Genomic DNA, 15,745 nt, shown 5'->3' on the forward strand with positions numbered 1-15,745 from the left:
ATGCCGGGCGCCCGTTCTTCAGGTCTGTACTCAGAAGCGATAGTTGGTGCTCAGCTCCAGCGTCCGTGGGGCACCGGGTGTGATCAGATCCACTGAGCCATGCGCCGAAGCGTAATAGTCCTTGTCGAAAACGTTGCGCAGACGCAGGGCCATGTCCCATTTCGGCTCGTTGTACAGCAGCGCGGCGTCCACGGTTGTGTAAGCCGGCATGACCACATTGTTATCCAGCGCGGTATAGCGATCATCGACATAGTTGGCCCCCATGCCCACACGCCAGGTTTGCGTCAGTGAACGCACCAACCACAGGTTGGCGCTGTGGCGCGGCGTCAGGGTGGGCACCTGCCCTTCGTTGGCGACCCCGTTGGTAAAGCTGTTGGACTTGGTGATTTCGGCATCCAGAAAGGCGTAACCGGCATAGACCTGCCATTTGTCACTCAACTGCCCGCTGGCGGTCAGCTCAAGACCGTCGGTGCGCTGCTCACCCGCAAGCACCAGTTTGGTCGGGTTCGCCGGATCGCTGGTTTTCATATTGGTGCGTTCCAGACGGAACAGCGCCGCGGTCAACGCCAGGCGATTGTCGAGCAGGTCCCACTTGCCGCCGATCTCGAAGTTGGTGGTTTCCTCTGGTTCAAGATCCTGGTTCGTCGTGCTCAGGGCGAACATCTCGGCGGAGGGTTGGTAGGAGCGGCTCACCGAGACGTAATAGGACTGCACTTGATCAGGCTGGTAGACCAGACCGACTCGCGGACTCCAGGTCGTATCGGTGCGGGACAGCTCGCTGTGCGTCAGGTCATCGGCGTACTCCTGGTCGAACACGTCGTAACGCACACCCAGCAGTGCCTTCCACTGTGGCGCCAGTTCGATCAGGTCCTGTACGTAGAAGCCGGCGGTGTCCTGGGTGTTGGTACCCTTGGCGGTTTGCCGGTTGGCCTGGAACGGCACGTCGACCAAGGCATCGCGGTACACCGGCACCCGGGCCACATTGGATTGGCTGAATACGGACTGGTCCTTCACCTGGCGCCCCAACTCCACACCATAGAGCAGGTTATGGTTCATCCCGGCAAGCACGGCGCGCTGCTTGAGTTCGGTCTGGTTGAACCACCCGTCCTCCTTGCGCTGCACGTTGCCGCGGTTGAGTTTTACCAGCAGTTCACCATTGGGAGCAGTGACGAAACGTGTCGGGCTGGAGTCAGCGAGTGTGTTGTTGCGATCCAGGTCGTAGTGGTAGTAACGACTGGTATTGCTCAGGCTGAAATCGTCGTTGATCCGGTAGTCGACACCCGCCGTGAACGAGAACACTTCGCTACGGGTGTAGTCATCATCCGGGTCGGCGGCACCGAAGCGCTTGTCGCGGTCCACATCGACCGGGCGGTCGCCTCGTGCCGGGATGCCGAAGTCAATCAGGCGCTTGTCATACAGATAGGTAGCACCCAGGTCCAGTTCCAGATCATCCGAGAGCTTGAAGTAGGCCGAAGGCGCGATGGCCTTGCGGTCGATGTAGCCGTCATCCCGGTAGGTGTCACTGTTCTCCAGCGCGCCTGTCACACGAAAGGCTTTATTGCCTTGCTGCTGATCGGCCCAACCGGCATCGAACTGAGTGCGTTTTTCGCCCTCGCTGTCGACACTGACGCCGACCTCCTGCTTGGGTGCGAAGTTGGGTGTCTTGCTGATGCTGTTGATCAGCCCCCCCGAAGAGCCTCGGCCATAGAGCACCGCAGCCGGCCCCTTGATCACTTCCACCCGCTCGACGTTGGACAGATCCCGGAAGTACAGCGCATCGTCGCGAATGCCGTCGACATACATGTCGCCAATGGCACTGAAACCACGGATGGTAACCTGATCGCGCTGACCGTCACCATTGGACAGGCCGATACCAGGGACGTTCTTCAGCACGTCCTCCATCGACCGCGCCCCCTGATCCTTGATGACGCTTTGGGGAATCACATTGACGGTTTGCGGGATATCTCGTAGAGGGGCGTCGATCTTCAGCGCGCTCCTGCTCTCGGTCGACATGTAGCTCTGCTCGCTGTACTCACTGTTCACAGCGGTTGCCGGTAGGGTTAGAGCAGACTCCGTTTCTGCCTGTAATTCAGGTACAACCAGAACACCCAGCAACGACAGAGAGGCTGGGTAAATGCGCGATCGAGCCACCATGGACACCTTTGTTTGAATTATCGCGCGAATAATAACGATTATCTTTTGTAAGTAAATACATATCATTCCTATATGCAACTCAGAACGATCGTCTCAATTTCATGGGCGGTCGACAGAAGCGTTAGTGCAATGCCGTACTCGGCAGCCATATTATTGAGACGCTGACGCTGTGGTGGATGACTTATCCAGCCCCCCTCGATACCCTTTCGCCCCCGGGTGCCTGACGGCAATTCAGGTCAAACCACACTTCATCCAGACGAACCAAAAATGAAATCCTCCGCAGGTTTGCTGTTGTCGGGTATCGAGCTGGACCGTGCCAGTTCCATCCCCTTGTACCGCCAACTCTACTTGCAGATTCGCAAACAGATCCTCAGTGGCAGGATTCAGGGAGGCGTGCGCCTGCCCTCCACCCGGACCCTGAGCAAGGAACTGCAGCTGTCGCGAATCAGCATTCTCAATGCGTTCGATCAACTGATTGCCGAAGGTTTTCTGACGTCGAGGACCGGGGCCGGGACTTATGTCGGCCATGAATGGGAAAGCCGCGGTATTGAAGACGATGAACACAAGCGCCAGCCTCCGCGCCTGTCCGACCTGAGCCAGTCCATGCTGTCATTGCGCAGCGATCATTTTCGCGGCGTTTCCTATGCGGACTGGGCGACCGGGAGCCCGACCTCGTTCCTGCCCAGCCACAGCGCCTACGATGCATTCCCGCAATCGGTCTGGAAGCGGCTGTTGAACCGCCACCTGCACAAGCCGACCAAGGCCATGCTCGGTTATGGCGAACTGCAGGGATTGCTGGCCCTGCGCGAGGCGATTGCCGAGTACGTCTTCGATGCCCGTGGCATCGATTGCACTGCCGATCAGGTGGTCATCGTGTCCGGCGCCCAGCAAGCCTTCAACCTGCTGGGCATGCTGTTGCTCAATCCGCAGGACAGTTTCTGGATGGAAGATCCGGGGCATATCGCGGCGCGAATTGCGCTCCAGGCCCAAGGTGGTCAGGTCGTGCCGTTGCGTATCGACGAACAGGGGATCGATGTCCGGCAAGGCCTGGCTTTGTGTCCTGACGCCCGCCTGGTGTTTACCACACCTTCCCGTCAGCATCCCTTGGGCGTCACCATGAGTTATGGGCGACGCCAGGAACTCATCGACTGGGCCGCCCAGAATCAAAGCTGGATCATCGAGGACGACTGCGACAGTGAATTTCGCTACAACGGTCGCCCCCTGCCGGCACTCTATGCCATGGACCAATGGGCCCGGGTCATCTACGCCGGAACCTTCAGCAAAGTGCTCTTCCCCTCGCTGCGACTGGGTTACGTGATACTGCCGAACGCCTTGATCGAACCCTTCTGCACTCTGCGGGCGGTCATGGATCGCAGCCCGCCCACGCTGCTACAGGCCGCCACGGCGGACTTCATGCGCGAAGGCCACTTTCTCGGCCATATTCGTCGAATGCGCGCCCTGTACCAGGCTCGCCAGCAGGCACTGGTCGAACAACTGCAGAAACGACTGGGCTCTTTCTTCAGGATCACGCCAGTGGAAGCCGGCATGCACCTGATCGCCTGGTTACCCGCGCATCTCGATGACGACGCCCTGGCCAGGGAACTCGGCCAGCATGACATTCATACCTATCCCCTGAGTGACTACTGCGTCGAACATGTCTTGCCACCGGCGCTGTTGATCGGTTTTGCCAGCACCCCCGAGGACCAGGCCCAGGCGCGCGTCGAAGCACTGGCCCAGGCCTTGGACAAAATGGGCTACCTGCAACCGGCCACTTGACCCAAGGCAAGTGGTCTTATGATTTAACTGATAATGGATCTATCGAGAGTTCCTGACTGGCGCGATAAAGGCTGCGCCGGTAGACCCGGTGTCTGAACCAGGAACGACTCGAATGAACAATAAGATCCAGGAACGATTCAACGCCTTGCTCAGCCATAAGGCTGTCGAGGCCGGAACTCCCCCCGTACTGACTGAGGCACTGGCCCGCCGGTTGCTCGACCGACTGGCACAGTTGCGCCTGTTTGCCCATGCGTACCCCTTGCTGACCAACCTGACCCACGGCCGTGTCACCCCTGGCGACCTGCTGGATTTTGCCTATCGCCACGAACTGCAGGGCCTGAGCCTGCACCTGCTCGACGGTGAGGAAAACAGCCTCAGTCAAATGACAACCGCGCAGCTTCTGGCGTTCGCTGCCAAGGCCAATGCGCTGGGGCTGGATGTGCATCTGGAAATCAGCAGCACGCTGAAAAAAGATGTCGATCAAGTGATCGCCATTGCCAAGACGCTGGGCACCCGCAACATCCGTGTCTACTCACGCTACGAAGGGGCGTTGTCCCGGGTCATGGACGTGATCGAGTCAGACCTGCACTACCTCGCGCAACAGGCAGACGAGCACGACCTGTTCTTCGACTTCGAACAGCATGAAGAACTCAAAAGCGCCGAAATCGCGCAACTGCTGAACCGGCTGAACCACCCTCGCCTGCACGCGCTGTTCGACTTCGGCAACATGATCAATGCCTGCGAGCAGCCCCTGGCGGCACTGCGCACCCTGGCGCCGCACATACGCCAGACCCACCTCAAGGGTGTGCGCATCGTGCCTGAACAAAACGGCTTCGGGCATTACGGTGTGCTGCAAGGCTGTGACGAAGACGACCTGCCCAACGCACGCATGTTGTTCGAATTGCTGATGCTCGGCGAATCATCCCCGCAAGTGATCGCCTTCATCCTGGAGCAGGAAAACCACTACGTCGCCCCGGCGTTCCGCCAGCTCGACGAAGCCGCCGACCCGTTCATTGCGTACCGGGAAATGAGTGAAACAGCGCTGCCGGAAGGCTTCTCGCTGGAGCGAATGCTGGCCGATGAGCACCGTTGGGCAAACAACCAGGTCGCCTACGTACGAGGTCTGCTGGCCGAGTTCCGCACCCTGGCCGAGTTGACCCTGGCCCATTGCGCTAACGCCTGAACCTGACGTGCCGACCGGCACTGCCTACCCAATAACGCCTGGAGAACAATAATGACATCCCAAGACAAGGCCAAATGGCTCAGATTCCTGATTCTCATCCTCGGTGGTGGCACCATCTACAAGCTGGCGAATCTCAAAGACGCCTTCTACATCCCCATGCAAGAATTCATGGGGCTGTCCCACACTGAAATCGGCGTGCTGCTGAGCGCCAACGCCATCATCGCCACCGCGCTGTTCGTGGTGGGCGGCATGCTTGCCGACCGGTACGACACGCGCAAGCTGATCCCCCTTGGCTTGATCGGTACCGGCGGCCTCGGGCTTTACCTGGCGACCTTCCCGCCCTTCAGCAATCTGCTGGTGGTGTTCTGCCTGCTGGCCGTGTGTGCCGACTGCCTCTTTTGGCCTTCGCTGCTCAAAGCCATCCGCAACCTTGGCGACGATAAGGAACAGGGTCGCCTGTTCGGCCTGCTCGAAGGCGGGCGTGGCGTCATCGATACCCTGGTCGCCTTCTCTGCGCTGGGCGTCTTCGTCGCCATGGGCTCCGGTGAAAACGGTCTGAAATCGGCGATCCTGTTCTACTCGGTCATCGACATTCTTGCCGGTACCCTGACCTGGCTGCTGCTCAAGAGCGGCAAAACCCAGTCGACCGTCAAGCCGAAGAACGGGTTGTCGAACCTGTTCGAGGCCATCAAGGTGCCGGGCATCTGGCTGGTCAGCCTCAACGTGTTCATGGTCTACATCGTGTACTGCGGCCTGACCTATTTCATTCCCTACCTCAAGGAAATGTACGAGCTGCCCGTGGCCCTCGTGGGCGCCTACGGCATCATCAACCAGTACTTCCTCAAGATCCTGGGCGGCCCTGCCGGTGGCTTCATTGCCGACAAACAGTTCAAGAGTTCCAGCCGCTATCTGAAGTGGGCATTCCTGGCGTTGTTGCCGCTGATGGGTGTCATCATGCTCATCCCGAAAAGCCCGGATTTCATCTACGCAGGCATGGCGGCCACCCTCTCCTTCGCGCTGATTGTCTTTTCCATGCGCGGCGTGTTCTGGGCACCCATGGGTGAAGTCGGCATTCCCCAGCACATCACCGGTTCAGCCTTCGGAATCGGTTGCCTGATCGGCTATGCGCCGGGCATGTTCGCCTACGTCATCTATGGCGCCATCCTTGATCACTTCCCGGGTCAGCAGGGCTACAACTACGTGTTCTCGTTGATGAGCGTATTGGCCATTGTCGGGTTCATGGTGTCCAGCCTGCTGTATCAAGCGGTCCGCAAAAACGCCACGATCACTGGCAAAGTCAGCGCTGCGCAAGCCTGAATATAGACGGTGCATGCAGCGCGGCGATAACCGGAGTCTCTCGGTTACCGCCGCGCTGCGCTGCCATCAAAAGGCGAAATCGGCCTCGTCCATGGCCATCAGACAATGGGCTCCGCCCCGCAGGCTTTCGCGGTGGCCACTGGCACGGGGCAGCACCCGGCGCCAGTAAAAATCCGCCGCTTGCAGCTTGGCCCGATAGAACCCGGGTTCGTCGGTACCAGCATCCAGTGCCGCTTGGGCACGCACAGCCGCCTGCAACCACAGTCCGCCCACCAGCACGTAAGCGCTGTACGCCAGGAAGTCCACCGACATGGCGCCGATTTCCTGCACATCACGCCGACACGCCTCGACCACCTCGGTACCCAGTTCACGCCACTCGGCGAGACGCTGCTGCATTACCTCGGCCATTTGCCTCAGCGCTGCTTGCGAGCCGGCCGCGTCGACATGCACGGCCAGCTCATCGATCAAGGCGCCCAGTTCCGTTGCGCCGTCGCCCAGCACCTTGCGCCGCAGCAGATCCAACGCCTGGATACCGTTGGTACCTTCGTATAGCTGAGTGATGCGGCTGTCACGCATCAACTGCTCCATACCCCACTCGCGGATGTAACCGTGGCCGCCGTACAACTGAACACCCAGGCTGGCGACTTCCTGGCCGACGTCGGTAAAGAAGGCCTTGACGATCGGAATCAGCAGCGCTGCCCGACGACTCGCCTTCTGGCGAGCCTCGGGTTGCGGGTCGCCGTGTTCCAGATCCAGTTGCAGGGCGGTGTAGGCCGCGAGCAAGCGGCAGCCTTCGCTCAAGGTTTTTTGCGTCAGCAGCATGCGCCGAACATCGGGGTGCACGATGATCGGGTCGGCGCTCTTGTCCGGCGCCACCGGGCCGCTGATGGCCCGCGATTGCAGGCGCTCACGGGCATAAGCGAGGCCACCCTGGAAGGCGGCCTCGGCGATGCCCAGTCCCTGCAAGCCAACCTGGAAGCGTGCATCGTTCATCATGGTGAACATACAGGCCAGCCCCTGATTCGCTTCACCGATCAACCAGCCTTGTGCGCCGTCGAAGTTCATCACGCAGGTGGACGCGCCCTTGATGCCCATCTTGTGTTCCAGTGCGCCACAGCTCAGCGAATTGCGCGGCCCAGGAGTTCCATCGGCAGCGGCAATGAACTTGGGAACCAGGATCAGGCTGATGCCCTTCACCCCGGCCGGTGCATCCGGCAAACGGGCAAGGACCAAATGAACGATGTTGGCGGTCAGGTCCTGCTCGCCACCACTGATGAAAATCTTGCTGCCGCTGACCTGATAGCTGCCGTCGGCTTGAGGTTGGGCACGGGTTCGCAGCAGGGCAAGGTCGGTACCGGCCTGGGGCTCGGTGAGGCACATGGTACCGGACCATTCACCGCTGACCATTTTCTCCAGGTAAGCCTGTTTGAGCGCCTCGCTGCCATGGCGATGCAGAGCCAGCACCGCGCCTTCGGTGAGGCCGGAATAAATGCGAAACGACAACGAGGCGGCCATCAGCATTTCGTGAAAGCTGGCCGAAATCAGCTGCGGGAAACCCTGGCCGGCGAACTCCAGCGGTCCGGTCATGCTCGCCCAGCCGTTATCAACGTACTGCCGGTAGGCGTCGCGAAATCCCTGGGGCGTTGTGACGTGGCCGTCGATCAACTGACAGCCCTGCTCGTCACTGTTGCGGTTCAGCGGCGCGACCACTTCGGCGGCGAAGCGGGCGGCTTCTTCGAGGACGCCGTCGATGGTTTCCCGGTCCAGCCCATTGTTCAACCGCGCGCAATGGCCGCTGACATCGAACAGTTCGTGCAGCACAAAACGCATGTCGCGCAGGGGAGCTTGATAATTCATGTCGGCCTCATGGGTTGGCGCAGTGGAAAAGATTGCCGCCACCCTAAGCAGGCGCCTACTATTTTTGAAATTTCATTTTCATATGCCTGGTATTTGTAATTTGAATTTAAAAAGCTTCGATCTGAATTTGCTCCGCGTCCTCGATATGCTGCTGCGCGAACAGAACGTGTCGCGAGCGGCCGAGCGCCTGGCCCTCAGCCAGCCCACGGTCAGCAATGCCCTCGCCCGCCTGCGTTCATTGTTCGACGACCCCTTGCTGGTGCGGGTTGGCCGTCACATGCAACCCACCTCCCGGGCGCTGGCGCTTGAAGGGCCGATTCGCGCGGCCTTGCAACAGATCGAACAGACACTCAATGCCGGGGAAACCTTCGACCCACGCCTGAGCCAGCAGCAGGTGCGCATCGCCCTGACCGACTTTGTCGAGCAGCTGTGCATGCCGCCCTTGCTGGCACGCCTGGGAGAGCTGGCGCCAAACCTGCGTATCGACGTTGCTCACCTGGCCCCCAGCCTTCCTGCCGAGCTGCTGGATCGGGGTGAACTGGACATGGTTCTGGGACGCTTCGAAGAAGTGCCGGCGCGTTTCACCCGCCGGGCCTGGCACAGCGAAACCCTGCGGCTGGCCGTGCGCAAGCAGCATCCGCTGGCACACGACACACTCACACTGGATGACTTTCTGGGGCTGCGCCATCTCTGGGTGAGTGGCGGCCAGTCGCGCGGCATGATCGACCAATGGCTGGGCAAGCAAGGCCTGTCGCGTAAAATCGTCTACACCACGCCCAACTACCTGCAGGCGGCGCACCTGGTCGCCCATTCGGACTTGAGCGTCGTCCTGCCGACTCAATTGGCCAATCAATTCGCACAGTTGCTACCGCTACAGGTGTTCGAACTGCCATTCGACGTCGGCTCGTTCCACCTCGAACTGGTGTATCTGGCGCAACGCCAACATGAGCCGGCGCTGGCGTGGCTGATCGAGCAAATCCTGGCGGTGCGGCCGGCCTGAACGGACGCCCGGTATAACGCCTTGCCAGAGCCAACGCCTGGGGTTTGCCGAAGTGATTTTTCGGTTGCGCCAGACAACACCAGGAACAACGTCAAGAGCGACGAATTTCTAACGTAGCGCGTAACCCTCCAGGGCTGCGATTCTCCAGTTTGATCTGCCCGCCAAAGCGATCGGCAATGGCCTTGACGATAGTCAGCCCCAACCCTGCACCCTGATGATTTCCGCTGCTGTAGAAACGCTCGAAAAGCCGTTCACGATCCTGCTCATTGATGCCCGGCCCCTCATCTTCGACAGTCAGTTCGTAGCTATTTTCCTTTTCTACGAGCCTGACGGTGATCACTCCGTGCCGGGGAGAGAAATTCGCCGCATTGGTCACCAGGTTGTTCAAGGCAATATCGATCGCAGCGGGGTCGACTCTGGTTACACCTATCCGCCCGCGTGCGCAGCCTGATCGATTTCTTGGTTGAGCGTTTCAGGCACATTGACCACCTGGATGAAATGGCAGGCCTGCACGACTGAGCGGCTTGGGCTCGCAGTCACTTCTGCCAACAGCGGGCACCGATGAAGTCGGGACGAATGAAAGCAGCCGGTCATCGATACCTTCAGAAAACAGCCACTTCTCCTGCCCAGACACCCCGCACAATCGCACCCTTTATTGGGGGATATTCCCCGTCATCGGGGTATTCATCCTGGCTGCCCATACGCCAGTTTGAAGCCCGCGGACAAGGGGGGGCGTGGCGTAGAGCCATTAGTCACCTCCTGTCACTTTCGGCGGGAAATTTGCATCGTTCCCATCCCGGCTCGAAATCAAACGTTTCGCCAGCCGGGCCAGGAGCCGTGGCTCGTTGCTCATCTATTGCCACGCTCCGAGGAACCCGTCAGAGGTGTTTGCGATGAAACAGGACACCGGAAGGTTGAATCCTAGTCTTTTGTCCAAAACCAGGCTGGCGCTGAGTATCTCTGCTGCCGCGATCATGTTGGGGCTGGGCTTGTCCCAGACCCAGGCAGTCCCCCTCGACAACACCGATCCCCCGCCTCCTACCGACCCATCGGCGTTCACCAATCCGCCCGCCGACCCCAATGCCGCATTGAGGGACTTGCTCAAGCAGCCTCCCGCAAACGTCGGCGCCTTCGACTTACCCAATGGTGTGGCCGGTAACCGCCAGACCCCCTTGGTCGACAATGTGCTGCCACCCGATCTGCAACCCAGCTTCAATATCCCCACTAACGGTAATGCCAGCCCGGTGTTCGGGGTTCAACCGTTCACACAGAAGCTCGAGCTTTTCGAGGAGTTCGGCTCGAACAAACTGGATGCGGCCGACCCTCCATCACCTGTTCCGTTTCCGGTTCCGACGCTGGGCCCCGCACCGGCGCAGGATCCCTTGAAGGTGGCGCGTAGCGGCCCGTCGCCGGCTGCGCTGGATGCCTTTCTCAGGCAGCCAGCTTTGACGCCCTTCCCGACAGAGTTCTCCAATGTACTGGACCGCAACCCGTGGAAGGCGCAGATCGAGGATTTCCTCAATCGCCGAGTCGATTCGCCCGCAGAAGGCCGGCCACCGGGAAAAGGTTGGTCGCACCAGCGTTTCAATGAGTTTTTTCCGCGCAACGCCTTCAAGACTGTGCAAGCAGGCGCGCACGTCAACAGCGGCTTGCGTGATCGTATGCAACGGCATAACTACGCCGTGGGGGAATTTGCGCCAGGCGGGCTCTATCACAACACCAGCGGCAACCCGGCCAACGAGGGCACAACCAAGGGCATACAAGTGCAATTTCACGACAACTTCCCTGTCCAGGACCATAATGCGCTGTGGACATTCGACGGCACCTTTCCGCCCAAACTGCTGCAAGTACGCTATGGCCAGGCGATGCTGATGCGTCATTACGATGCCTTGCCCATTGACCCATCGGCCAACCGGGGCTTTGGCCTGCACACCATCTCCACCCACGAGCATAACGGCCACTCGCCCGCGGAAAGCGATGGCTTTGCCAACGCGTTCTTCTTCCCGGGCCAGTACTACGACTACCGCTGGCCGATCCAGTTGGCCGGTTACGACAGCATCAATACCAGCGCTCAGGATCCGCGTGCGGCGTTCCCGTGCGACCCCGGTGAAAAGCTTTTCGTCAACGACGCCAACCCCGGCTTCAAGACTTGCGACCGCGGCACCATCAAGATCCGTGGCGACTGGCGCGAAACCATGAGCACCCACTGGTTCCACGACCACATGCTCGATTTCACCGCGCAGAATGTCTACAAGGGCAACGCCACGATGATGAACTACTACAGCGCCGTGGATCGTGGCAACGAGTCGGTCGACGACGGGGTCAACCTGCGCCTGCCCAGCGGTTCGGGGCTGGGGTGGGGTAACCGCGACTATGACGTCAACCTGACGATCGCCGACAAGGCCTGGGACAAGGCCGGCCAGTTGTGGTTCAACCCCTTCAATACCGACGGTTTTCTCGGTGATCAGGTCCTGACCAACTGGGAGTACAAGCCCTTCCTGGACGTGCGTGCCCGCCGCTACCGTTTGCGCATTCTCAACGGATCGGTTTCTCGCTACTTCAAGCTGGCGTTGGTGCGTCAGGTCAATGGTAATGGTGGCGAGTTTCCTGGCCCGAAAAGCTCCGGGGTTTCATACAACCGGGTGCCGTTCCACATGATTGCCAACGACGGCAATATCATGGAGCACGCGGTGCCGTTCGATGGCAGCCTGGACCTCGATGGCGACGGCGACACACAGGACCACAATGCCATTTTGCCGATACAGGGCATTGCCGAACGCTATGACATCGTCGTCGACTTCGCGAAAAACGGCATCAAGCCGGGCGACAGGATTTTCTTCGTCAACATCGAGGAGCATGAAAACGGCAAGCGTCCCGAACGTGACATTCCATTGGCGGATGTACTCTCCGGGAAGTACCTGCCCGTTGTCAGGCAAACCAGCCACGGGCCACAGTGGGTCAACGGTGACCCGGGTGTGGGCGTGTTCATGCAACTGAACGTCAAGCCTTACACCGGCCAGGATGTCAGCATGAATCCGGTCGACTTCGAGCCCGCCAAGCCTGGCAAGCCCGAGGGCAAGTTCATGATCCCCCTGCCCTTGCACCGTGATGACCCTGCCGATATCGCCCGGCTTGCCCAGGCGCGGCACCGCACCTTTATCTTTGGCCGCTCCAACGGCACGGATTTCAAGCCCTGGACGATCAAGACCGATGGCGGCGAAGGCTTCAACATGGACCCGCGCCGGATTTCAGCCGCACCACAACTGGCCACTGGCCCGACACCGGCAGGGTTCAAGGGTGAAGGCACGCTGGAAATCTGGAAGATCGAGAACGGCGGCAATGGCTGGAGTCACCCGGTGCATGTGCACTTCGAGGAAGGGATCATTCTCACTCGAGGTGGCAAGACACCACCCGAATGGGAAAAAGGGGCGCGCAAAGATATCTACAATATAGGCCGTCATCCTGAGAGCCTCGACAATGTCGAAATGGCCATCCGCATCCGTGAGTTTGCCGGTACCTACATGGAGCACTGCCACAACACACAGCATGAGGACACGTCGATGCTGCTGCGCTGGGACTCTGAGCACCCGGGCCAGTTCCAATTGATGCCCACTCCATTGCCAAGCTGGGACGGCGTGAGATTCGTGGCCTCGGTTGCGTTACCGACATTCCGTACGGGAGATGGTGTGGGACCACAGGTCGAGGTCGACAATAACCAGGAAGATAGCAGTGGCAGCGGTGGCGGTAGTAGCGGCAGCGGTGTTAGCGGAGGCAAAGGCTAGCGGCGTCTCTGCTCAACTATCTGAGCAATGCGGTGAAGTTGACCGAGCGTGGGCACATCCTGGTTAAGGTGTGCCTGCGTCAGGCCCGCTTGAAAGTCGACGGTGTGGACATGGTTGGCAGACTCCGACGGGTACTGGGCCGGCACAGTCTGCATGTTGATTTGCTGCACAGTTACCAGCCCCACAAGAGCCACTTGCTATAGCGCGAGTTACTGGATGCAGTGACTGTCCGAGACGCGTTACCTGTTCGACGATGGTAATGACATGTTCATTCTTTGTAGTAAGCGCTAGCGTCGTCGAGTTTCAACTTCGCGGGTACCGCCCGCTTCGCCGTATCGGATCCGGTCGACAGGGGTACGATCTGCGTGACATTGGCCATCCGGGTGATTTCCACCTGCAGCTTATCCTTGCCGAGCAGATAGTCGGCCAGCTTCTGGGAAAACGGCCAGTAGTTCAGATCGGCTGTCAGGGTCAGCGGTCCGACGGCGTCGGCCGGCACCAGGAAGGAGAACTCCCCGATATTGTAGCCCTTGGGCAGAATGCGGTTGTCCGAGAGTATCTGCGTGGCATTCCAGACCTCGACGTCCAACGGATTGCCGTTCTTGTCGCCTATGTGCACTTTGAAATTTCGCGTGTTGACTTCGGTCTTGCCGTCCTTGATCGAACCCAGGCGATAGAGCTCGCGACCACTGGCATCCTGCACCCGAAAATCGATCCACATCTCCCGCCCCTCCGGAAAACCGGTTGGCAGCTTGTGCCCGGCGCCGACGTTGGTCACTTTGACGGCTACCGAGGCGTATTGTCCGGGAATGATGGCGGCCGGCGGTTGCTGGAACGTTATTTGCGCCGCGCGCGCGAGCATGTCGCGTGCGCGTTGCGCGCCCTCCTCCTGACCGAGATGCTTGAGCATCGTCGCGTTGGCTCCGCTGAACCAATGCGAGGCGACCTCCTTGCGGTCCGGCCCCATGATCGCGGCCTTGCCCGCAAAGCCCGGCATGTGGCAACTCTGGCAGGTCACATTGTTAAGGCTGTAGGTGCTCTCCTGCCATTCGTCATAAGTGCGCTCCACCGCCACGCTGCTGAACGGGTGCGTGACGTTGTGGCAGGTGCCGCAAAAGTCCGAGCGCGTGTGCAGAGCGGAATACACGGTGTCGTGATAAGGCGAAACGGCATCCTTGCGCGGGCCGAACTTGGTCGGTTTGCCGTGCGCTCGCGGGCTCAGAACATAGGCGCCGTTATCGAGGCCCGTGCGGGCACTGATGTTGTGGCAGGTGTCGCAATCGACCCCGGGCATCGGATGATTCTTCGCACTGTCTTCAATCGAGGAGCGGTTGACTTGCGAAGTGATCTGCCCGGTGGTGAGACCGATCGGGGTATGGCAGCCGGTGCAGAAGTTATCGACCTTGCCCTCGGTGGCCGCGCTCGCACGCTTGAGCAAGGCCCGATAGATGGGCTCATCCCAGGCCTGGGACATCATCGACGAGCGCCACTGCCTGTAGATCTCCGTATGGCAAGCGCCACAGACCTGGGCATTGTCGAAGTCCTTCACATTCAAGACCAGGTTGCCGGTGGTATTGGCCCGATGCGGAAAGAACGGCATCGCGCCAATCACATGCATGAGCCTGGAGCGTGCCGGCTCCAGCCACTTCTCATTGTTTTGATTGTCATCGCCCTGAAGTTCGTCAGCCGCCACCAGCGTTACCGTCAGCAGGCAGGTTAGAAAGCACAACCGGTGCAGTGCTACCTGCGCGCACGTATGTCTGGAGTGGCTCATAAGCATTTCCCCTGGACGGTTGCAGAGGATGACTGCAGTACTTCTATTGAGTGAGCCCGGTATTGAGAAGCCAGGGCTACTTCGTGATGCAAACCGATGGCTACAGGCAATCACTCAATGGAGTACTGACAGCTCCACAGCATCCCGGCCCTGCACCTTGCATGAACGGGACAAGCTCACTCAGCAATTACTCTGCCAGCGTTGTATAAAATAGGCGCGGTGACCTGAAAGATCCGCAAACATTGGCCAGCGATTGAAGTAACCGGTTAATGAACATGCGAATACCGCTGAGCAATAGCCCCCATTAGTGGGGGGCTCACTCCGAATCGGGGGGGTGTCAGACGGGAGGACCAGGGTTTCTTTGCGGGGTGCACCTCGCAAATCCGGGGCCACTCACTTTACTCGATACGACTTACTCTCTGTCCTTGGTCGACCGAATGAGATTGCCCCGTAACTTCACAATGGCCTTCTGCATCTGCACGAAGTCGTCGGGATCAAGACCGGTTTGCGGGAAGCCGTCTTCGGTGAGACCTTCGCGCAGTTTTCGCCCCTCTTTGGTCAGACTGATCCGCACCTGGCGTTCGTCTTCCGGGTCGCGCTGGCGCATTAAATAACCCATCGCCTCCAACTTCTTCAGGATCGGCGTGAGGGTATTGGATTCGAGAAACAGCTTTTCGCCGAGGCTGCCAACGGTCTGGTTGTCTTCCTCCCACAGCGCAACGAGGGTGATGTATTGCGTATAGGTCAGGCCGAGCCGTTCGAGCATCGGCTTATAGGCCTTGCCGAAGGCCAGGTTGGTGGAATAGACCGCAAAACACAGGAAGTCGGTGAGTTTGAGATCCAGGGCGGATGTCTTGTCGGTGTTTTTCATGGGCGTTCTCCTGGTTCAATCTTGCGAGACC

The 15,745-nt window shown here is 59.6% G+C and carries 9 protein-coding genes and 2 pseudogenes; 6 read left to right on the top strand and 5 right to left on the bottom strand.

Annotation, left to right across the window (positions count from 1 at the left end):
- Positions 1 to 30 precede the first annotated feature (30 nt).
- Positions 31 to 2,154 (bottom strand): TonB-dependent siderophore receptor, encoded by a 2,124-nt coding sequence (locus KW840_RS14655; protein ID WP_057714878.1) that lies wholly within the window; start codon positions 2,152 to 2,154, stop codon positions 31 to 33.
- 267 nt (positions 2,155 to 2,421) lie between these two features.
- On the opposite strand from KW840_RS14655, the gene KW840_RS14660 reads away from it, so the two are divergent.
- The 3 genes from KW840_RS14660 (at position 2,422) to KW840_RS14670 (ending at position 6,430) form a co-directional block, all read left to right on the top strand.
- A complete protein-coding gene (locus tag KW840_RS14660; RefSeq protein WP_057714879.1) occupies positions 2,422 to 3,930 on the top strand; it encodes a PLP-dependent aminotransferase family protein in 1,509 nt (502 codons plus the stop codon).
- A gap of 112 nt (positions 3,931 to 4,042) precedes the next feature.
- Entirely contained in the window at positions 4,043 to 5,113 is a 1,071-nt protein-coding gene (locus tag KW840_RS14665) for a sugar phosphate isomerase/epimerase (protein ID WP_218495897.1), read from the top strand.
- A 51-nt stretch (positions 5,114 to 5,164) separates the two neighbouring features.
- Positions 5,165 to 6,430: a nitrate/nitrite transporter gene (locus KW840_RS14670; protein WP_057714881.1), complete on the top strand. Its 1,266-nt coding sequence runs from the start codon at positions 5,165 to 5,167 to the stop codon at positions 6,428 to 6,430.
- A 66-nt stretch (positions 6,431 to 6,496) separates the two neighbouring features.
- On the opposite strand, the gene KW840_RS14675 is transcribed toward KW840_RS14670, so the two are convergent.
- Complete coding sequence (locus KW840_RS14675; RefSeq protein ID WP_218495898.1) at positions 6,497 to 8,287, bottom strand: acyl-CoA dehydrogenase C-terminal domain-containing protein; 1,791 nt, start codon at positions 8,285 to 8,287, stop codon at positions 6,497 to 6,499.
- Positions 8,288 to 8,369: 82 nt separating this feature from the next.
- Between KW840_RS14675 and KW840_RS14680 the strand changes: the two genes are divergently transcribed.
- Positions 8,370 to 9,287 (top strand): LysR family transcriptional regulator, encoded by a 918-nt coding sequence (locus KW840_RS14680; RefSeq protein WP_218495899.1) that lies wholly within the window; start codon positions 8,370 to 8,372, stop codon positions 9,285 to 9,287.
- Positions 9,288 to 9,378: 91 nt separating this feature from the next.
- Here the strand turns inward: KW840_RS14680 and KW840_RS14685 are convergent.
- Positions 9,379 to 9,717: pseudogene (locus KW840_RS14685) on the bottom strand (sensor histidine kinase); the annotation flags it as partial.
- On the opposite strand from KW840_RS14685, the pseudogene KW840_RS28505 reads away from it, so the two are divergent.
- Both KW840_RS28505 and KW840_RS14690 read left to right on the top strand, forming a co-directional pair.
- Positions 9,708 to 9,806 (top strand): annotated as a pseudogene (locus tag KW840_RS28505) (LysR family transcriptional regulator); the annotation flags it as partial. The pseudogenes KW840_RS14685 and KW840_RS28505 overlap by 10 nt on opposite strands.
- 374 nt (positions 9,807 to 10,180) lie before the next feature.
- The gene (locus KW840_RS14690; RefSeq protein ID WP_218495902.1) at positions 10,181 to 13,069 is read left to right on the top strand and encodes a multicopper oxidase domain-containing protein; all 2,889 of its coding nucleotides are present in this window, start codon (positions 10,181 to 10,183) and stop codon (positions 13,067 to 13,069) included.
- 268 nt (positions 13,070 to 13,337) lie between these two features.
- Here the strand turns inward: KW840_RS14690 and KW840_RS14695 are convergent, their stop codons facing one another.
- Positions 13,338 to 14,843, bottom strand: a complete 1,506-nt coding sequence (locus KW840_RS14695) for a multiheme c-type cytochrome (protein WP_218495903.1) — start codon at positions 14,841 to 14,843, stop codon at positions 13,338 to 13,340.
- Between the two features lie 412 nt (positions 14,844 to 15,255).
- Positions 15,256 to 15,714 (bottom strand): MarR family winged helix-turn-helix transcriptional regulator, encoded by a 459-nt coding sequence (locus KW840_RS14700; RefSeq protein ID WP_057714893.1) that lies wholly within the window; start codon positions 15,712 to 15,714, stop codon positions 15,256 to 15,258.
- Positions 15,715 to 15,745: the final 31 nt, after the last annotated feature.

It is taken from the genome of Pseudomonas sp. PDM30, from assembly GCF_019218985.1.
Classification (GTDB): domain Bacteria; phylum Pseudomonadota; class Gammaproteobacteria; order Pseudomonadales; family Pseudomonadaceae; genus Aquipseudomonas; species Aquipseudomonas jessenii.